Annotated in this window: 19 protein-coding genes and 1 tRNA gene; 8 read left to right on the top strand and 12 right to left on the bottom strand. The window is 71.9% G+C overall.

Annotated features, from left to right (window positions below):
• Positions 1 to 79 precede the first annotated feature (79 nt).
• The 3 genes from ABZW03_RS09770 to ABZW03_RS09760 all read right to left on the bottom strand — a co-directional run bounded on the left by ABZW03_RS09770 (position 80) and on the right by ABZW03_RS09760 (position 2,222).
• A complete protein-coding gene (locus ABZW03_RS09770; RefSeq protein ID WP_355254413.1) occupies positions 80 to 949 on the bottom strand; it encodes an alpha/beta fold hydrolase in 870 nt (289 codons plus the stop codon).
• A 53-nt stretch (positions 950 to 1,002) separates the two neighbouring features.
• Positions 1,003 to 1,758 (bottom strand): hypothetical protein, encoded by a 756-nt coding sequence (locus tag ABZW03_RS09765; RefSeq protein WP_355254411.1) that lies wholly within the window; start codon positions 1,756 to 1,758, stop codon positions 1,003 to 1,005.
• A 122-nt stretch (positions 1,759 to 1,880) separates the two neighbouring features.
• The gene (locus ABZW03_RS09760) at positions 1,881 to 2,222 is read right to left on the bottom strand and encodes a hypothetical protein (RefSeq protein ID WP_355254409.1); all 342 of its coding nucleotides are present in this window, start codon (positions 2,220 to 2,222) and stop codon (positions 1,881 to 1,883) included.
• A 79-nt stretch (positions 2,223 to 2,301) separates the two neighbouring features.
• Between ABZW03_RS09760 and ABZW03_RS09755 the strand changes: the two genes are divergently transcribed.
• Entirely contained in the window at positions 2,302 to 2,733 is a 432-nt protein-coding gene (locus ABZW03_RS09755; RefSeq protein ID WP_355254407.1) for a VOC family protein, read from the top strand.
• A gap of 235 nt (positions 2,734 to 2,968) precedes the next feature.
• On the opposite strand, the gene ABZW03_RS09750 is transcribed toward ABZW03_RS09755, so the two are convergent.
• Together ABZW03_RS09750 and ABZW03_RS09745 are read right to left on the bottom strand one after the other, a co-directional pair.
• The gene (locus tag ABZW03_RS09750; protein ID WP_355254405.1) at positions 2,969 to 3,532 is read right to left on the bottom strand and encodes a hypothetical protein; all 564 of its coding nucleotides are present in this window, start codon (positions 3,530 to 3,532) and stop codon (positions 2,969 to 2,971) included.
• 14 nt (positions 3,533 to 3,546) lie between these two features.
• Positions 3,547 to 3,981 (bottom strand): ATP-binding protein, encoded by a 435-nt coding sequence (locus ABZW03_RS09745; protein WP_355254403.1) that lies wholly within the window; start codon positions 3,979 to 3,981, stop codon positions 3,547 to 3,549.
• Positions 3,982 to 4,140: 159 nt separating this feature from the next.
• On the opposite strand from ABZW03_RS09745, the gene ABZW03_RS09740 reads away from it, so the two are divergent.
• Together ABZW03_RS09740 and ABZW03_RS09735 are read left to right on the top strand one after the other, a co-directional pair.
• Positions 4,141 to 5,094: a helix-turn-helix transcriptional regulator gene (locus ABZW03_RS09740; protein WP_355254401.1), complete on the top strand. Its 954-nt coding sequence runs from the start codon at positions 4,141 to 4,143 to the stop codon at positions 5,092 to 5,094.
• Positions 5,054 to 5,194 carry a DUF397 domain-containing protein gene (locus ABZW03_RS09735; protein WP_355254399.1) on the top strand — a complete coding sequence of 47 codons (141 nt, stop codon included), beginning with the start codon at positions 5,054 to 5,056 and terminating at the stop codon, positions 5,192 to 5,194. The genes ABZW03_RS09740 and ABZW03_RS09735 overlap by 41 nt, the downstream gene beginning before the upstream one ends.
• Before the next feature lie 63 nt (positions 5,195 to 5,257).
• Here ABZW03_RS09735 and ABZW03_RS09730 read toward each other — a convergent pair whose 3' ends face one another.
• Complete coding sequence (locus tag ABZW03_RS09730) at positions 5,258 to 5,842, bottom strand: TetR/AcrR family transcriptional regulator (RefSeq protein WP_355254397.1); 585 nt, start codon at positions 5,840 to 5,842, stop codon at positions 5,258 to 5,260.
• 90 nt (positions 5,843 to 5,932) lie between these two features.
• On the opposite strand from ABZW03_RS09730, the gene ABZW03_RS09725 reads away from it, so the two are divergent.
• The 3 genes from ABZW03_RS09725 (at position 5,933) to ABZW03_RS09715 (ending at position 7,454) form a co-directional block, all read left to right on the top strand.
• On the top strand, positions 5,933 to 6,379 hold the full coding sequence (locus ABZW03_RS09725; RefSeq protein WP_355254395.1) for a DUF1772 domain-containing protein: 447 nt from the start codon (positions 5,933 to 5,935) through the stop codon (positions 6,377 to 6,379).
• 110 nt (positions 6,380 to 6,489) lie between these two features.
• A tRNA-Leu gene (locus tag ABZW03_RS09720) sits at positions 6,490 to 6,573 on the top strand.
• Positions 6,574 to 6,659: 86 nt separating this feature from the next.
• Positions 6,660 to 7,454, top strand: coding sequence for a proline hydroxylase (locus ABZW03_RS09715; RefSeq protein ID WP_355254393.1), 795 nt, complete (start codon positions 6,660 to 6,662; stop codon positions 7,452 to 7,454).
• A 68-nt stretch (positions 7,455 to 7,522) separates the two neighbouring features.
• On the opposite strand, the gene ABZW03_RS09710 is transcribed toward ABZW03_RS09715, so the two are convergent.
• Both ABZW03_RS09710 and ABZW03_RS09705 read right to left on the bottom strand, forming a co-directional pair.
• On the bottom strand, positions 7,523 to 7,816 hold the full coding sequence (locus ABZW03_RS09710) for a hypothetical protein (protein ID WP_355254391.1): 294 nt from the start codon (positions 7,814 to 7,816) through the stop codon (positions 7,523 to 7,525).
• Between the two features lie 122 nt (positions 7,817 to 7,938).
• Positions 7,939 to 8,577 (bottom strand): CGNR zinc finger domain-containing protein, encoded by a 639-nt coding sequence (locus tag ABZW03_RS09705; protein ID WP_355254389.1) that lies wholly within the window; start codon positions 8,575 to 8,577, stop codon positions 7,939 to 7,941.
• Positions 8,578 to 8,681: 104 nt separating this feature from the next.
• Between ABZW03_RS09705 and ABZW03_RS09700 the strand changes: the two genes are divergently transcribed.
• A complete protein-coding gene (locus ABZW03_RS09700) occupies positions 8,682 to 9,533 on the top strand; it encodes an SDR family NAD(P)-dependent oxidoreductase (protein ID WP_355254387.1) in 852 nt (283 codons plus the stop codon).
• A 61-nt stretch (positions 9,534 to 9,594) separates the two neighbouring features.
• Here the strand turns inward: ABZW03_RS09700 and ABZW03_RS09695 are convergent, their stop codons facing one another.
• The gene (locus ABZW03_RS09695) at positions 9,595 to 10,557 is read right to left on the bottom strand and encodes a terpene synthase family protein (protein WP_355254385.1); all 963 of its coding nucleotides are present in this window, start codon (positions 10,555 to 10,557) and stop codon (positions 9,595 to 9,597) included.
• A 51-nt stretch (positions 10,558 to 10,608) separates the two neighbouring features.
• Between ABZW03_RS09695 and ABZW03_RS09690 the strand changes: the two genes are divergently transcribed.
• The gene (locus ABZW03_RS09690; protein ID WP_355254383.1) at positions 10,609 to 10,905 is read left to right on the top strand and encodes a hypothetical protein; all 297 of its coding nucleotides are present in this window, start codon (positions 10,609 to 10,611) and stop codon (positions 10,903 to 10,905) included.
• 91 nt (positions 10,906 to 10,996) lie between these two features.
• Here the strand turns inward: ABZW03_RS09690 and ABZW03_RS09685 are convergent, their stop codons facing one another.
• From ABZW03_RS09685 to ABZW03_RS09675, 3 genes are all read right to left on the bottom strand, one after another.
• Complete coding sequence (locus tag ABZW03_RS09685; RefSeq protein ID WP_355254381.1) at positions 10,997 to 12,604, bottom strand: M4 family metallopeptidase; 1,608 nt, start codon at positions 12,602 to 12,604, stop codon at positions 10,997 to 10,999.
• A gap of 172 nt (positions 12,605 to 12,776) precedes the next feature.
• Entirely contained in the window at positions 12,777 to 13,745 is a 969-nt protein-coding gene (locus ABZW03_RS09680) for a hypothetical protein (RefSeq protein WP_355254379.1), read from the bottom strand.
• A gap of 318 nt (positions 13,746 to 14,063) precedes the next feature.
• A complete protein-coding gene (locus ABZW03_RS09675; RefSeq protein WP_355254377.1) occupies positions 14,064 to 17,786 on the bottom strand; it encodes a hypothetical protein in 3,723 nt (1,240 codons plus the stop codon).
• Between the last annotated feature and the right edge of the window lie 97 nt (positions 17,787 to 17,883).

Raw genomic sequence — 17,883 nt, 5'->3', positions numbered from 1 at the left:
ACTCTCCCCGCTCCCCACACCCACCTTCTGCGGGGGCACCGCACGCGGGCCCGGCCGACTTCCTGTGCACCGGTTGCCGTCAGGAGGCGGAGGGCAGCAGCGCGGCGACCTCGGCCAGCACCCGGGCGGCCGGCGCCGGGTGGACGAGCCAGCGCAGGTGGCTGCCGTCGAGCGTGCGGACGTCGAAGGGGTTGCCGGGGGTGAGCGCGTCGCCCTCGCGGATCAGCCGGTCCTGCATGGCGGGCGGGATGCTGGTGTCGTCGGCCAGCCGCACGTACGTCTTGGGCACCCGGCCCCAGGTCGCGGCCTGGGCCCGGTCGGCGGAGGTGCCGACGTCGAGGTTCTCGTCGGGCTGGAAGGTGTTGAGGAAGGTCCGGAACTCGTCGTCGGTGAGGTCGGCGGCGAAGGCCTGCCGGAACGCGGCGAGCGCCGTCGGGTCGGCGGTGCGGAAGTTGACCCGGAGCAGGCCGAGTTCGGCCGGGTTCCCGGCGAGCGCGGCGGCGAAGGCCCCCGCGTCCACGGAGGCCATCTCCGGCTGGGCGTAGTAGTCGTTCACGTCCAGGTCGACGGGGCACCAGGCGGAGACGTAGACGATCCGGTCGACCAGGTCGGGCCGGGCGTTGGCGACGGCGGTGGCCGTGATGCCGCCCCTGCTGTGGGAGACGAGGACGGTGGGCCCGTTCCGCTTGGCCCGTTCGAGCACCTCGATCACCCGGGCGGCGTTGTCGGCGAGCGTGACCCCCTTGATGCCCCCCGGCTCGGCGGCGAGCGCGCCGAGGTCCTGGGGAGCCTGGTAGGCGGCGGGGTAGGTCGCCTCGAAGCCGTGCCCCGGAAGGTCGACCGCGACGGAGCGGTGCCCGAGCAGGGCGAGCTCGGCCTGCAGCGGCGCGAAGGAGAACGAGTTCGCGAAGGCCCCGTGGACGAGGACGAAGGTCGGCAGATTCTGCATGACCCCACCCTCCACCAGAACGATCTTGGGAACAAGATCGAACTGAGGGTGGATCAGCTCAGCCGGGCGGGCGCGCCCACGACCTCCTGCGGTCCCCCCGGGGTCGTCCCCCCGGTGCTCCGGCGCAGGTACCGGCGCCGCACCCCCTCCGCCGCGAGCAGCGACGCCGGGACGGCCGCGATCGGCACCGTCCACCACGGCAGGCCGGCTGTGAACGCGAGCACGGCGGGCGCGCCGCAGGCGAGCAGCGTCCAGAGGAAGATCGGCCGGCCGAGGGCGAGGGTCCCGGGGCGGCCGGTGAACAGCCGCGCGCCCAGGAGGCCGGCGAGCACCGCCACCAGCGCGGTGAAGGTGCCCATCGCGGCGGTGAACTGCATCTCGTCGCGGGGTTCGTCGGCGGTGGCCTGCGCGACGCCGGCCCGCTCCAGGCGCACGATCCGGCCGCGCCATACCGTGCCGTCCACCTGGTCGCCGGGCTTCAGCTCTTCCAGCAGCGGCCCGGGGTCGCCGAACAGCACCTTCCCGGTCCAGCGCGGCGCGGTCAGCGTCGCCCGGAACTGGGAGTTCCTGACCTGGTCCCGGACGACCGTGTCGCTGACGGTGAACGGCGCGGTGCGCACGCACTCCGTGCCCACCGCGCGCGGGTCCCCGGCCGGGCAGACCGCGGCGGCGGTGTAGGCGCGGTACCGGCCGGCGTCGTGCGGCACCTTGTCGGTGAACAGGTACCAGGCGGCCGTCGCCGGGGCCAGTGCCGCCGCGGCGAGCAGCGCGCCGCCGACGCGGGTCCATGCTGTGGGACGGTGGTTCATCACACTTCTCCCCCCGTGCCAGCCTGCGGACACGGCGGACACAGCTGTCCGTCGACCAGGCTTCCCCGGCACTCCTCCGGGCACGTTACCGGATCCCGATCGGGCTGCACCCACCGGTTCGGTCACCTGTGGAACAGACGCTTCTTGGGGGGAACGGCGGGCTCCCGGGCGAGCACCAGTTCGGCGACGGAGATGCGCAGGTGCTGGGTGTGCTCGGTCGGCTCGGCGGAGCGTTCGTGCCGCACCAGGCGGGACTTCTCCACGAGCCAGCTCGTCGGGGACGTCCGGAACACGAGCCGCCCCTCCTCCTCGGGCAGGCTGCCACTCAACGAGGTGCGGCTGATCTCCTCGGCCCGGGCGATGGCCGCTGCCTGTCCGCCTTCGACGGGGACCTTGGCCACCAGGTCCCAGGTGTTGTCGCCGCCGTACGACTCGTTGGCCTCCACCAGCACGTACCAGCTCATGTCCCCGCCCCCGTGTGCTCCGCGTGTGCGCGCCCAACCTCTCCGGGGAGAGGCACAGGGCCCCTGCTATTGTGCGCCGATGTCAATGATCAAACAGTTCCAGGTGACCTTCGACTGCGCGGAACCCGCGCGCCTCGCCTCCTTCTGGTGCGAGGTGCTGGGGTACGTCGTGCCGGCGGTCCCGGAGGGCTTCGCCTCGTGGGAGGAGTACCACCGCTCGCTGCCGCCCGAGGACGAGGTCTACTTCGCGTGTACCGATCCCTCGGGTGTGGCCCCGCGCCTGCTCTTCCAGCGCGTTCCCGAAGGCAAGGTCGTCAAGAACCGGGTCCACCTCGACGTGCGGGTCGGCACCGGGCTCGTGGGTGACGAGCGCCTGGCCACCCTCGAGGCCGAATGCGCACGGCTGATGGCGCTCGGCGCGAAGCACGTGCTGACGCAGCGCGCCGACGGCGTCAACGAGTCCTGCATCACGATGCAGGACATCGAGGGCAACGAGTTCTGCCTCGCCTGATCTTCTCCGCCGGGACTGCGCGGTGGGGAGCCGCCGCCGTCGGTGACCGTGATGTGTCCGGCCGACGGCGGCCTTGGCCCCGGATCCCTCCCCTGCGCTTCCCGGCCCCGTCGTCGTCGCGGTTGCCGGGCAGGGGCCGGCCGACCACGTGGTGTGCCGGTACGCGGCCACCAGGAGCACCCGGACTTCCAGGGACGGCCTCCACGGTCGGCCGCGGCCCGGCGCGCCGCCGCCCTCAGGTGCGGGCGGTCTGGGCGGTGGCCTGGGTGCGGCAGTGGGCGAGGGCGTACCTGATGCGGGAGTCGGCGTTGGGGGAAGCGGCGAGGAGTTCGCCGGCGGTGACGAGGGTGGCCCAGTAGGTGGCCGGATCACCGGTGCGGGCGAGGGGACGGGCGGCCGCGAGGGAGAGGTAGGCGGCGGTCAGGTTGCCGGTGGTGAACCAGCGGGTGAGGCCGTGCTGGTGGCCGGGCCGGATGCCGCCCATGGCGTCGACGGCGACCAGGAAGAGGCGGACCACGGCGAGTTCGGTGTCGGTGAGGGAGACCGGGACGTCGAACACGCCGAGGGCCTCGAGGAGTTCGCCGGTGTCGGTCTCGGAGCCCGTGCGGGGGTCGGCGAGGAGGGCGTCGTAGCAGTCGTTGAGGCGGCGCGTGGTCTCGGCCAGGGGGATCGACAGGGCGAGGCAGACGGCGCGGGCGGAGGGGAGGGGCTTGCGGGTGCGCTTGGCCAGGAGGGCGTAGGTGTCGGCGGGGGTGCGGCCGCGGGATAGGGCGTGGCCGGCGAGGGTCGTGAGGTGCATGGCGGCTGGGGCTTTCAGACGGTGACGAGGGCCGGGACGGGGGCGGGGGCGACGAGGGCCCAGACGAACTTGCCGATGCCGCCGGGGCGCAGGGCGCAGCCCCAGCGTTCGGCGAGTTCGTCGACGAGGAAGAGGCCGCGCCCGTGTTCGTCGTCCGGGGTGGCGGCGTGGAGGGTGGGGTGGCCGGAGCTGGCGTCGTGGACTTCGAGGCGCAGGCGGGAGCCGGTGAGGGAGAAGCGGATCTCGATGTGGCGGTCGTCGGGGGCGTCGGAGTGCTGGACGGCGTTGGCGAAGAGTTCGCCGAGGAGGAGTTCGGCGGTGTCGCTGTAGCGCTCGCCGGAGGGGAGGCCGGAGAGGTAGGCGCGGAGCAAGTAGCGGGCCAGGGGGGTGGATTCGACGCAGGAGTCGAGGCGCGCGACGAACATGCGGGGGCGGCGGGCAGCGAGCATGGGGGGACCTCGGAGGGGGGTGGAGAGGAGTGCGAAGGGGGCGCGATGTAACGCTATGCACGCGAAAGATTGCTTTCCGGTGTCAATGATGGGGGTGCCGGAGTTACGGTTGCGACCAAATCCGAGTGCGGTGATCCGTGGCACCTAAGGGGGATTCGCATGGCACACCGGCGTCTTGGGGCCGGCCCGACGTCGAGCCCGGCGGAGATGTTCGGCGAAGCGCTCCGCTTCGCGCGTGAGCGAGCCGGCTACACGCAGGAGCAGCTGGGGGAGCTCCTGAACTTCTCTCGAACGGTGGTCACGCGGTTCGAGAGCGGGAGGAGGTCGATGGATCGGGAGACCGTCGAGAGGGCCGACGAGATCCTGGCCATGGGGGGTCTGCTGGTCCGGTTGTGGGAGCGGGTGGACTGGCAGGCGGATATCGAAAGTCCGGACTGGTTCGAGAAGTTCATGGAACTGGAGGACGAGGCGCTGGCGATCCGGGTGCTTCAGTACTCTCGGATCAATGGTTTGTTGCAGTGCGAGGAGTACGTTCGTGCGATGTTCGCGACTGGAAACGCGCGCAACAACCCGAAGTTGCTAGCCGAGCGGATTGAGACCCGGCTTAGTCGGCAGCGCCGTTTCCTGGTCCCTGACGGACCTACCCTCATGGTGGTGCTGGACGAGGGGGCGATCCGTACGGTCGTCGGCGGACCGAGCGTCATGAGGCGCCAGATGGAGCACTTGCTTGCAGTGACCGACCGGTCGAACGTCATTGTGCAGGTCTTGCCGTTCGGTCGCCCGCTCCTGGCCGCACCATCCTCCTCCATGGTGTTGCTGCTGATGCCGGACGGGAGGGAGTGGGTGTACTCAGAGAGCCTGTATCGCGGGCACTTCAGTGATGTTCCGTCAGTTGTCGAGGGGGCTAGGAAGGAATTTGACCTGGTGCGCGCCGGTGTACTCTCGCCAGGGGATTCTCGTGCCCTGATCGCCGACGCGATGGAGGAGTACCGTTTTGCAGAACACCGATCTCAGGAAGGCTGCTTGGCGGAAGAGCAGCTACAGTGGCAACGACGGGGGCGAGTGCATCGAGGTGGCCCTCGGATTCCGGTCCGGCGCCGTCCCGGTGCGTGACTCCAAGGACCCGCACGGTCCGGCCCTCGTCTTCTCTAGCTCCTCCTGGAGCGCCTTCATTGATGCCGTCCGCACCGGCGACCTCCCGACCGAAGGCTGATCCACCCCTCAACGCCCCTTGGGGCGGGGCGCCGACCGGGTGCCCCGCCCCAATGTGTTCGTGTCAGAGCACGGCAAGCCGGTCCACCAGCAGCTCCGCCCTCCGCTCCGCATCCCCCGCCGGCAGTCGTCCGGCCCGGGTCAGCGTCGCCAGCCCGTGCAGCGACGCCCAGAACACCTCGGTGAACAGCCCCGGGTGGACGCCCTCCCCGGCCACCTCCTCCAGCGTCTCCAACAACGCCGCGAAACCGTCCTTCAGCGCCTCGGGCGTCTCCTCCTGCGCGAACGCCAGCCCTCCGTCGAGCTGGAACATCGCGTCGTAGACCGCCGGATTGCGCTCGGCGAAGTCGAGGTAGGCGCGGGCGAGCGCCGTGACCCTCGCGCGCGGTCCCTCCGAGGCCGCACCCGCCGTCGCTGCCCGCAGCGTCACGGCCAGCTCGGCCGCGCCCTCCAGGGCCACCGCGCCGATGATCTCGCGTTTGCCGCGGAAGTGGCTGTAGAGGACGGGTTGGCTGTACTCGATCCGCTCCGCGAGCCGGCGCGTGGTGACCGCGTCCCAGCCCTGCTGCTCGGCGAGTTCGCGGGCCGTCGCCACGATGAGGCGCTCGCGCGCCGCCCGTTCGCGTTCCTTGCGTTCCTGTACCGACATGACCTGAATCCTAGCACCGCTAGACAATCAAGCGGCAGCAGCGCTAGCGTTGCCCCATCACCTAGCAACGCTAGATCTCAGGGGGTCGCCATGCTCAGCACGCTTCAGGTCTTCACCGTCGTGTCCGTCGGTCTGATGGTCGGAGTGGAGTTCTCCGTCGCCTTCATCGTCAACCGGATCCTCAAAGCTCTCCCCGGCGACGCCGGCCTGCTCGGCCGTGCTCACGGCGGCCGGATGCTCGGGGCCCTGATGCCGTTCTGGTACATCGGCTCGCTCGTCCTGAGCGGGATCTGGGCCGTCATCGGCTGGAGCCACCACGGCGCCGGCCTGGTCGTCGGCGCCGCCGGGCTGCTGATCGTGAGTGTGCTCATGTCGGTCGCGCTGCTCGTCCCGATCAACAACCGGGCCAAGACCTGGACCGCCGAGAACCGGCCCGCGGACTGGCAGGAGCAGGGCGACCGCTGGGACCGCTACCACTACGTCCGCGTCGCCGTCATCGTCGCGGCCTTCACCCTGCTGGTCGCCGCCCTCGTCTGACGCCGGCTCCCGCAGGCGCCGCCACCTGCGGGAAGCGGCCCCGCCCGTTCGCCCGGGGGTGGTCGGAGGCACCCCTCCGGATGGTCTATAGTTTTCCTCATCACCCAGATGCGCGGGTGGCGGAATAGGCAGACGCGCTGGATTCAGGTTCCAGTGCCCGAAAGGGCGTGGGGGTTCAACTCCCCCCTCGCGCACAAACCGGAACGGCCGGTCGATCTTCGGATCGACCGGCCGTTCGGCTTTCCGGCGTCCATGACCATCCGTCACTTATAGTGATCGAATGTTTCCTTCGGGTGGCGACGAGGCGATGTTCGCGGCGGAGACGGCCGCGGAGGGCGGGCTGCGGGAGGCCCTGCAGCGGCTGGCCGCCGGCACCTGCGCGATCGTCCGGGTGCCGGACCTGCTCCAGGGCGCCCTGGGCGACCTCGTCGCCCGCGTCGATCGGGCCGATTTCGAGCCCTACGACGAGGAGCGGCTCGATCCGCCGATCCTGAAGTTCGGCCCCGCGGTCTACGACTACTACACCCGGGGCCAACTCGCGGACGCCTACTGGGAGATGGCGGAGCGGGCCCGCAGCGCCGTACTCGATCTCTACGGCGGTGCCGACCCGGCGGCGGCCGTCCTGCGTCGGCTGGGAACCGAACTCGGCATCCCGGTGCGCCCCGCGACCATCGGCGGGCGGCCGCTGCACGTGGGCATCCTCCGGGAGTTCCCGACCGGCTCGAAGATCCACTACGACGAGGTGGTGCGGGAGTTCCCCGGGCACCTCGACAACGAGCCCCTCGTGCAGCTCGCCTTCAACCTGCACCTCACCGCCGCCGAGCGCGGCGGCGCGCTGACCGTCTGGCGGCACCGCTGGATCCCCGCCGACGACACCCGCAAGGACGGCTACGGCTGGGCCCCCGAGGTCGTCGCCGACGTGCCCTCGGCCACCGTGCTGGCCGGGCCCGGCGACGGCGTCTTCTTCGACTGCCGCAACTTCCACCAGGTCCAGGACTTCGAGGGCGGCCGCCGGATCGCCCTCGCCTTCTTCCTCGGATTCACCATGAACGGCGAACTGATCGCCTGGTCCTGACCGACGAACCGGAACGGCCGGTCGATCCTCGGACCGACCGGCCGCTCCGGTGGTGCGTGCTCCTGTCCTCACCCCTCCGGGGCGAGACAGATGACGTCGTCCGGGGTGTTCGCCACGCCGTAGAGACAGGAGAAGCCGGGGAAGGGGCCGAGCCGCGGCTGGATGTAGGCGCCCTGGAACGGCCCCGACGCGGGGGCGCCGTTCGAGGCGACGCAGTTGTTGAAGCCGGAGATCGGGGCCTCGACCAGGTCGCAGGTGTAGGTCGGGGTCTCCTGCGCGGAGGCGGAGGGTGCGGTGAGCGCGGCCGCGCCCAGGGTCAGAGCGGCGATCGCCGTCGAGGCGATGAGGTGTCGAATCTGCACGGGAAGTTCCTTCGGTCGGTGCGGGGTCGCACGCGTACAGCTTCGAAGGGCGGTCACCGCGAGGCCATCGGACGGCCTGCATTCGTGTGGAGTGCCGTGCGGGCCCGATGGGTTCCGGCCGGTCAGGTGGCCTGCCGCTGCCGCCGGCGGTAGTTGCGCATGGACACCTGGGAGCCGCAGCCGGGGCTGCAGTACAGCCCGCCCCCGTTGCGGGTGCGGTCCAGGAACCCGAAGTGGCACGGGGGGTTCCGGCAGGCCTTGACGCGCCCCCAGTCGCCGCTGCGGGCGAAGGTCGTCACCGCGGCCAGGACGGTGCCGAACACGCGCTCCACCCCGGTCTGCGGGGACGCCAGCTCGACGCCGCCGGCCGTGACCACCGTCGCCAGCGGGTAGAGCGAACCCGCGCGCCGCAGGTGCCGCTCGGCGCGCCGCAGCGGCTCGCCCAGGCTCTCCTCGTCGCCCGAGTGGGCGAGCAGCACGGTCACCAGGGCGTCGCGCAGCTCGCGCGCGGCCGCCGCGTCGGCGTCGGTCGCCACGGTGCCGCCGCCGGAGCCGTCGGAGTCGCCGGAGCTGTCGGAGCCGCCGAACCCGCCGAACCCGTCGTGCTCCGCCAGCCAGGCCGTGAACGAGTCCCCGTCCCCGAACAGCTCCGGCCGACCGGTCCCGTCCGCGCGGGTGTTCACGAACGCGAGCACGGTCTCCACCGCCGGTGTGAGGTCGCGCGGGCTGAGTCCCGGAGATCCGGTCGTCGTACTGCTCATGCCCTCACCCTACCTCGCCGGAATGAGTCCCTAATCCGTCTCGCGGGCAACCTGGAGCGCCCTCGACCTTGACGAGTTGCGAGCTAACTCATTACGGTCGCAACATGACTCAGGCATCCACCCAGCAGACCACCCACCCCCGCACCTGGCTGATCACCGGCGCGACGTCCGGCATCGGCCGCGAACTGACGCTCCAGGCGCTCGAGAGCGGCGACGCCGTCGCGGCACTCGCCCGCGACACCGCCCCCCTGGACGAACTGGCCGGCGCGTACGGCGAGCGCCTGCTCCCCGTCCCGGCGGACGTGCGGGACGAGCAGGCCGTCCGGGAGGCGGTGGAGCGCACGCTCGCCCGCTTCGGCCGCATCGACGTGGTGGCCAACAACGCCGGCTACGGACTGTTCGGAGCCGTCGAGGAGGCCTCCGACGCGCAGGTCCGCGCGGTGTTCGACACCAACGTCTTCGGCGTTCTCAACGTGCTCCGCGCGACGCTTCCGGTGCTCCGCGCCCAGCGCTCCGGGCACATCCTCCAGGGCTCCTCCGTCTACGGGCAGTCCGCCCACCCCGGCGTCGGCCTGCTGGCCGCGACCAAGCACGCGGTGGAGGGGCTGACGGACGCGCTCGCGGCCGAGGTCGCACCCCTCGGCATCAAGGTCACGGTCGTCCAGCCCGGGATGACCGCGACCCCCTTCCTGACCAACCTCGACGTCGCGGCCGGCCTGGCCGACTACGACGGGACCGTCCGCGAGGTGCAGAAGGGCATCGGCGAGCTGCCGGCCTCCGCGTTCTCCGCCGCGGCGCGGATCGCCGAAGGCATCCGGACCGCCGTCGACAGCGACAACCCCCCGCTGCGCCTCGCTCTCGGCACCGCCGGCGCCACGGGCATGCGCACCGCCCTGGAGGCGCGCCTCGCGGACCTGGACGGCTGGAAGGCCGTGACCGACGCCGTCGACAGGTGACCTCAAGTCCCGCCGGGGGCCGTGGCGTTGACGGCCGCGGCGCCCCCGGCGGCCGCTCCGGTCAGCGGGACCGGAGCGGCCGGGCCCAGCGGTCGCCCTCGGTGAGGTACGGCCAGGGGGTGGCGGTGCGCCGGAAGGTGGACCAGCGGAAGGCGGGCTCCGGGTCGTCCCACCACCAGTCGATGGTGGGGATGCCGGGCGGCCCGGAGGGGGTCCCGGCCGGGCGCTCATGGGTGACCGTGACGGGCGGCAGCGGGGTGTGCGAGGTGCCGCGGCGGTACCGGACGCAGTGCCGTCCGAACGCGATGCTGCCGGCGGCCATGTCCAGCCCGGCGTCCAGGTAGCGCCGCAGGTCCGGGCTCGCGGTCGGTGCGAGGGTGCGGCGGAGGTGCACGGCCCGGGCCGTGACCCGGTTGGTGAGCCCGATCAGCCGCGCTGCCCCCTCCAGTAGCTCGCAGCCGGTCTCGGCCCGGAGGGCGTCGAGGAGGTTCACGTCGCCGGAGTCGTCCGCCTGCTCCTTGGCGTAGGAGAACACGTCGTTGTGGAGGGCGACGAGGAGGCCGGCGGCCTCGGTGAACGCCCGGACCTCGGGCCGGTGGAACTCCGCGTCGGGGACGTGCAGGTCGTGGGTGGCCAGCAGCCCGGTGACCGTGGGGACGACGCCGGCCGCGTTGATCCGGCAGGCCACCGCGTCGTTGAGCCGGGTGCGGACCGACGCGTCCTGGCCGGCGACCTCCCAGGCGACGCCCGTCGTGTAGCTCTTCAGCGCGTCCGCGAACCGGCGGAACTGGGTGGGCGTGCACGCGTCGTGCAGGCGCCGCAGGAAGTCCTCCGAGTCGCGGCGGCCACCATGCGCGCATCCTGCCAGCCGGGCCGCAGTGCCGGGGCCGGGACGGCGCGGGCGAGCGCGGGCGAGTGCGGCCCTGCACAGGAAGTCGGCCGGTCCGACTTCCTGTGCAGGGCCGTCTCTCCGGGCCCGTGGCTCCGTCGCTCCGCATGATCGCCTCACTACCTTGAGCGCCACCGGCGGGCCGCAACGGGGCGGTCCCGCTCCGGCCGAAAGGAAGTGGCCCGCATGAAGCGCCGCACCGCAACCGTCCTCGGGGCCTGGCTGGCAGCCGTCGCCCTCGCCGTCTCGGTGCCGAACACCGCGTACGCGGCCAAGGGGGTGCTGATCATCGACGGGGCGGTGCACCAGGACCCGAGCGGGTGCATCACGCTGGGCGACTTCGTCCCACCGGTGGTGACCAACTACACCGACCAGTTGGTCCAGGTGTGGACCGGGGTGGACTGCTCGGGCCGGATCGAGACGCTCATCGTCCCCGACCGGACCTACGCGGTGATCGCCGGCCGGAGCGTCTTCGTCCCCTGACGCCGCGCCGGGCCCGCGCCGCCGTGAAGCGCGCCGCGCAGGAAGTCGGCCGGGCCGACTTCCTGGGCTTCGACGGGCCGATCGGCCGTCACTAGTTGACGCTGACGGCGCTCCAGGCGGCCGCGACCGCGTTGTACTCGGTGCCGCCGGCGCCGTACAGGTCGCGGGCCGCGTTCAGCGAGGCGGTGCGGGCGCCCTGGTAGTTGGTGGTGGAGGTCATGTAGACGGTCAGCGCGCGGTACCAGATCTTGGCGATCTTCTGGTTGCCGACGCCCGTCACGATGGAGTTGTTGCAGGTCGGGCTGTTGTAGGTGACGCCGTTGACGGTCTTGCTGCCGCTGCCCTCACTGGCCAGGTAGAACCAGTGGTTGCCGACGCCCGAGGAGTAGTGCACGTCGAGCGTGCCGACCGTGCTGCTCCAGCAGTTCGCCGAGCGGCCGTCCAGCGAGGGCTTGTCGAAGCGGCGCAGCCACGGCGGGGTGGACTGGTCGCTGAACAGGTAGTCGGGGGTGTCGATGGCGTTGTTGGCGTACCACTCGACCATGGTGCCGAAGATGTCGCTGGTCGACTCGTTGAGGCCGCCGGACTCGCCGCTGTAGCGCAGCCCGGCCGTGGCGCTGGTGACGCCGTGGGTCATCTCGTGGCCCATGGTGTCCAGGTCGACCTGCTCCGGGTCGGTGGTGCCGTTGCCGTCACCGGTCATCATGCAGAAGCAGCCGTCGGACCACGAGGCGTTGTCCCACCGGGTGCCGACGTGCACGAAGACGGTGGCCGCCTTGCCGTCGTTCTTGATGCCGCTGCGGCCGTGGACGTTCTTGTAGTAGTCGTACGTCCAGGCGGTGTTGGCGTGGGCGTCGACGGCGGCGGTGGCGCGGTCGGTGGAGAACTTCTTCCCGTCCCCCCAGATGTTGTCGGCGTCGGTGAAGCGGGTGCCGGAGCTCGCGGTGATGGAGCCCGCGGAGACGTTGTTGGCGTCCTTGGTGACGTGGCCGCGCACCGGGTCGGTCAGGGTGTAGCCGCCGCTGATCGGGGTGGTGTCGATGGTGATCGTGCCGGTGTACTCGGAGTTGCCGGTGCCCGAGGCCTGGTGCTCGGCGTCGTAGGACTCGATCTGCTCGCCGGTGGTGGCGTCGGTGACGACGACCCGGCCGGCCGGCTGGCCGTTCTCGCCGCTGCCCTTGACGGTGGTGCGCCAGGCGAGGTGCGGGGTGCCGTCGGCGGCCCAGACGACCAACTCGGGGGTGCTGACGGCGTCCTGGATGCCGGGGGAGACGGAGAGCGCGTGCGCGGCGCTGGCCTGGGCGGGCACCAGGGGGACGGTGGACTTCACGGTGGGGTCGTGGGCGGCCGCCCGGCTGGAGTCCGTGAACCGGCCCTTGGGGTCCTGGTGGACGACCAGGTCCCCGCCGATCACCGGCAGGCCCTGGTAGGTGCGGTCGAAGCGGACGTGCGAGGCGCCGTCGGGGTCGAGGACGACGTCCTTGAGCAGGAGGTCCTGGCTCGACCCGAAGCCGAACACGTCCGCGTGGTCGGCGACGTTGGCGAGGGCCCGGGCGATCGCGGTGTCCCGCGAGTCGATGGCGGGGGAGGTGGCGGCGGCGGTGGTCGGGATCGCGAGGGCGGCGAGGGCGGTGACGACCGCCACGGCGACGGCCGCGAGGGGACGGCGGGGGCGGCGGGAGCGGGGAGTGGTGCTCACTCGGACTCCAGGGGTGGTAGCAGTGGGGGAGGGCTACCACCGAGAGTGACGACGGACCGTCAACTCCCGCCAGGGGAAGGGACATAACGTTGCCAAGTCGTATCCTCGTGTCCAAAGGGGTGGAACGTCGCAAACCACCCCATGCTTTCCTCGCGACGATCGAACGCCGCGCTCATCGGCTCTGCGGGCCTCGCGCACGGCGCAGAACCGCGAGGACGGCCGCGCCGGTGGCGGCGGCGAGCGCGAGGAGTACGGTCACGGTCACCGCGTCGGGGTCGGTGACCGGCTGGCCGCGCAGCGCCTGCGCGAGCAGTAGGAGCACCAGGCCCAGGTAGGCCAGGGCGGCGGTCCACATCAACGCGACCCGGTGGCGCTCGGGCACCCCGGGGAGCCCGGTGGCCAGGAGGAAGCCGATCAGCGGCAGCACCTGGAGCGCGTGCAGGCCGGCGAAGTGGGGGATCCGCAGGTCGCCCCCGTGGGTGCTCCAGTCGGTGACGGGAAGCCCCGGGCCGCCGTCGGCGAGCCCGACGGTGTGCCCGCCGACGATCGGCATGCCCTCGCCCCGCCGGGCGGCCGCGAGCTGTTCGGAGGTGGGCGTCGTCATCAGGAACCCGAGGGCCATGCCCAGCGCCGACATGGCCATGCCCAGCCGCAGCCCCCAGGCGAACACCGGCGGCTGCACGCGCTGGCGCAGCAGCAGCACGACCGTCGCCACGGCCATCGCCCAGGCGGCGGCGATGAAGGCGGCCATCGTCATCCAGACCGCCGTCGACGTCGCCGTACCGAAGTTGAAGTGGCTGGTGGTGCCGGACGCCGCGGCGGCGGCGATCAGGCCCATCTCGACGACCAGCGACACGGCCGTCACCCGGGAGACGACCCGCACGAGCCGGTCGTGGCCGCGGACGAAGGTGAGCAGCCACAGCAGGGTGAGGGCGTAGACGGTGATCGAGAGCGCGAAGCGGGCCGGCTTCGCCCAGGCGGGCTGCCCGGTGATCGACCGGGGGTCCGCGATCAGGCCCACCAGGGCGATGGCCAGCATGACGGCCATCAGGACGGCCGTGCCGGCCAGCGGCCGGTTCGTCGTCCACGCCGTCGTCCACGCCCGCCGCGCGAGCTCGGCGGGCCTGCGTTCCGGTGCCATGTGCTGCCTTTCCCTGTGACCCTGCGACCCTTCGCGGAAAGGGCCGGCCGACCTCGCGGTCGACCGGCCGTTCCGTCCTTCCGGGAGCCCCTCGCCGGGATCCAGCGAGCCATGGGCCGCCACCGGTCGCAAGCGGCCCGGCCGTCCGAACAGCCGCGACAGGGCGTCGGAAACACCGCGACGACCTGCGCGGATCGGCGATCGGGTGATCACCTCGCGAGGTCGTTCGGGCGGAGCAGGCGGTTCGCCGGGGGAAAGCGGAGGCGGCCGGCCGATCCGGGGGACCGACCGGCCGCCGGGTTCACCGGGCGGGCCGGGTCACCGGGTTTCCGAGCGGAAGTCCCAGTGGAGCCCGAAGGTGCCGGAGCCGGGGCCGCTGATCACCGCCGCGTTCGTCACCGGGCTCTTGGCGAGGTCCAGGTGCTCCGAGGCGCTGGTGTGGTTGGTCAGCAGGGTGCCCTGCGAGCCGTCGGGGGTGTCGCACCACAGGTAGCCGTCGTCGTTGGGGCGGAAGTCGCCCACGGTGACGGAGCTGCCGCTCTGCGGGTCCCGCGGGTGGGCCGCGGTCGAGTTGAGGTACCGCCCGTTGTGGACCAGGTAGAAGCAGTTGTCGCTGCCGCTCCTCCCTGCGGAGATGATGCCGAACTGCTGGGTGCCGCTGCCCTGGACGTACGGAGCCAGGAACACCGGGTAGGGGACCGCCGCCTGTTCGTCGACCGCGAGGGCCGAGGAGGAGCCGGTGTCCGTCGAGACGATCTGGGCGGTGCCGGACGCCTCGCGCGGGTCCTGGAGGAACCAGCGCTGGGCGACCGAGCCGTCCTCGTCGCGACCCACCAGGTTCTGGCCCGCGCCGAGGTCGGTGAGGAACTGCCGGGTGGCGTAGTTCTGCAGGGTGAAGGTGCCGTCGTCGTGGTAGACCGGCGACCAGAGCTGGTCCACCGACGCGGTCGGCCACAGCACCATCCGCGCGTCGCGGGCTCCGTTCTCCTGGCCGACGTAGCGGCCGGCGAAGGGCGCGTACGGGTGGAACAGCCGGTAGTAGCCGGGGTACTCCGGGTCGGCGGTCACGCTGAGGACCTGGGACTGCAGGTTGGACCGGGCGATCGGCAGGTCGGTGACCACGTGGCTGTTCGAGGTGACGGCGGCCACGTTGGTGGTGAGGGCGCTGCGCAGCAGGATCTGGTTCGGCACCTGCGGTTGCGTCCCCTGCCCGACCGTCGGCGCGTTCGGCAGGTTGCCGACCTCGTACACGACGGGGTAGTGGTCCGACGAGTCGATGGGGAGCCGGAGGGCTCCGGTGATGACGCCCTGCTGCTGGCCGACCGGGGTGACGGCGTAGTCGAGGATCCTGCGGGTGTCGCTCGCGATCCGGTCCACCGGGTGCGTGGGCTGGGACTGGGCGCGGACGTTGAACGATCCCTGGACCGCGGGCTGCAGGTTCGCCGGTTCGCGGTTGTAGTCGCCGAGGGCGACCCACGGCAGGCGGGTTGGCCCCATCTGCTGCCCGATGATGTCCAGGAGCTGCGGGTCGTCGTTGCCGTGGCCCCCGGAGCTTCCGTGCAGCGAGTAGTAGACGACGCCGTCGACGTTGACGCCGAGCGCGGGCCGGGAGTCCCAGTTGTTGGTGATGAGGGCCTCACGGGTGGTGTACACGCTGTTCCGGTCGACCCGGGTGCGGCTGAAGACGGCCACGTTGACCCGCCCGAACGGTTGGCCGGCGTCGGTGTCCGTGTGCAGCCAGTACAGCCAGCCCGTGGGCCGGCCCGCGCTCCCGATCCGGTACTCCCGGACCGGGATGACGAAGCTGCGGGCGTCCACCCACTGGGTGTTGGACGTGTTGATCTCCTGGATGAAGGTGGCGCCGCCGGGAGGGGCGCCGGCCTCCTGGATGGCGACGATGTCGGCCCCGCCGTTGCCCGGTCCGCGTGCCAGCAGCCGGGGCAGGTCGTTGGTGTAGCGGCTGCCGTTCCCCTCGGGGGTTCGCGCGCCCTGCATGTTCCAGGTGGCCACCCGGCGGGAGCGGTTGTCGCGCGGCTCCAGTCCGCCGGTGTCCTGGAGGAACAGCGACGGCCGCTTGCCCGCGTCCAGGGGCACCACGCCCTTGCCCAGGTAGTCCAGGGTCTCCCGGCCGCCCCAGTCGGGGATGGCCTGGCCGCCCTGGCTCAGCGGCTGGAACCGGTTCGGGGCGTCGGTGGCGGAGCCGAACTGGAAGGCGGTGCCGGACTGGTTGCCGTACGGCGCGTACGGTTCGAAGGGCCCGCCGGGGGTGGTCTGCTTGACCATCGTGTTGTTGTAGAAGACGTTCTGCGGGCCGGAGGAGCCGGACCACTTGACCGCCTTGGGGCCGGCCGCCCACCAGATCGGGAACCAGGTGCCCTCGTCGACCTCGCCGCCCTCACCGCCGCAGTTGGCCTGGCAGTTGCCCGAACGGTGCTCGTACGGGACGCGCAGGGTGTTCTGCTCGAAGAGGTTGTTGTGCTCCCAACCGCCGTGCAGGTTCAGGTCGGAGTCGAGGTCGTTGCGGAAGGCGACGTTGCCGCTGGCCGACCACTGGAAGGTGAAGTGGCGCAGGTTGCGGCTGAGGTTGTAGGCGTAGAGGGAGTCCCAGACCCGGCTGCCGCGCAGGTAGCCGTTGCCGCCCTTGCCCTTGTTCCAGGCGCCGTCGAAGCTGTTGCGCTCGATCTGGAGGTTGCGGGCGTCCTCGGTGACGATCGGGTGGGAACCGGTCATCTCGGCCTTCAGGCCGCGGGCCCAGTCGTTGGCGGCCCACTTGAAGACGATGCCGTGCATCGCGTACTCGGGCGCGATGTTGCCGTAGTTGTGGACGGCCTGGGCGGGGGTCAGGTCGTAGCTGCCGCCGCCCAGCTTGGGCAGGCCGGTCATGTCCTGGGTGAAGGCGAAGTCCTCGAAGCCGACGCCCTCGACCACCTTCAGCGGGGTGACCTTGCTGGGGTACGGCTTGTCGCCCAGCGCCGGGGAGCCGTCCGAGGTGGAGTCGACCGGCACGTCCCACTCCAGCGGGCGGTCCAGGGTGACCGTCTTCGCCGCGGCGTCGAGGGAGCTGACCCGGAACATCTGCTGGCGCATGTGCAGGTTGTCCATCTGGCTGCGGTCGGAGACGCCCTGCTGCTCGTAGAACTTGACACTGTTGGCCGCGCCGACCCAGACGTAGCCGCCGGGGGAGAACTTCTTCATGTCGGCGTTCGGGTCCAGCTGGACGGTGCTCTGGCCCTGCCGGGCCGCCCAGCCGGGGTCGGCGGCCTGGGTGGCGACCTTGATGCCGGAGGCCCAGTGCTGGTTGACGCTGCCCTCGAAGATGTCCTTGCGGTTGGCCGCGGCGGCCGCCCAGTCGTCCTGGTAGCGCGGGGCGATGTCCCGGGTCTGGACCCGGAACAGGCCGCGGCCGGGCCAGATCCAGCCGCCGGTGCCGACGTCGCTGCCGCTGCCGGCCTTCATGGAGTCCTGGTCCCAGCGGCCGTTGACGAGCGTGTCGTACCGGGTGTTGACGTCGGGACGGAACACCAGCCGGGTGCCGCCGTCGCCGGAGCCCCGGCCGCGCAGGACCAGGTAGTTCGCGTCGACGTAGATCTGTCGGGAGACGTCGATCCGGCCGGCCGGGAGGGAGATCAGGGAGAGCCGGTTGAAGTTGGCGTTCGGGGAGCAGTTGGCCTTGACGTCGTCGACGGCCTTCTGCAGACCGGTGGTGTCGTCGGCGCCGTCGTCCGCCCGGACGCCGTACTTGGCGGCGAGCACCTCCGGGGTGATGCGGCAGCCGGCGTCGTCGGTCAGGTCGCCGTCGCCGGGCAGGGTCTGGCCGCCCCGGAAGCCGACGCGCGACCAGTCCGGCATCCCGGCGGGCGGGCCGGTGCGGTTGACGTAGCTCAGGTCCGGGCCCTCGGCGCCGGGGCCGGCCGTCACGGCGGCGGCGAGGGCGGGGGCGGGGGCGGCGGGGGCGTCGTCCGCCGAGGCGGAGAGCGCGGGGGCGGTGAGGGAGAGCAGCAGGCCGGACAGCAGTGCGGCCGCTGGTCGTAGGCGTTTCACGGGGACGTCCTTCCGGGGTCGTCGGATGGTTCCGGGGTCGGGGGCGGGGCCTGCCGGGAGGCCGCACGGCAGCGCCCCCGGCTCCTTGACGGGCGCC

Source organism: Kitasatospora sp. NPDC004799, from assembly GCF_040609095.1.
In the GTDB taxonomy this organism is placed as follows: domain Bacteria; phylum Actinomycetota; class Actinomycetes; order Streptomycetales; family Streptomycetaceae; genus Kitasatospora.
This window is presented reverse-complemented; position numbering and strand designations above follow the sequence as displayed.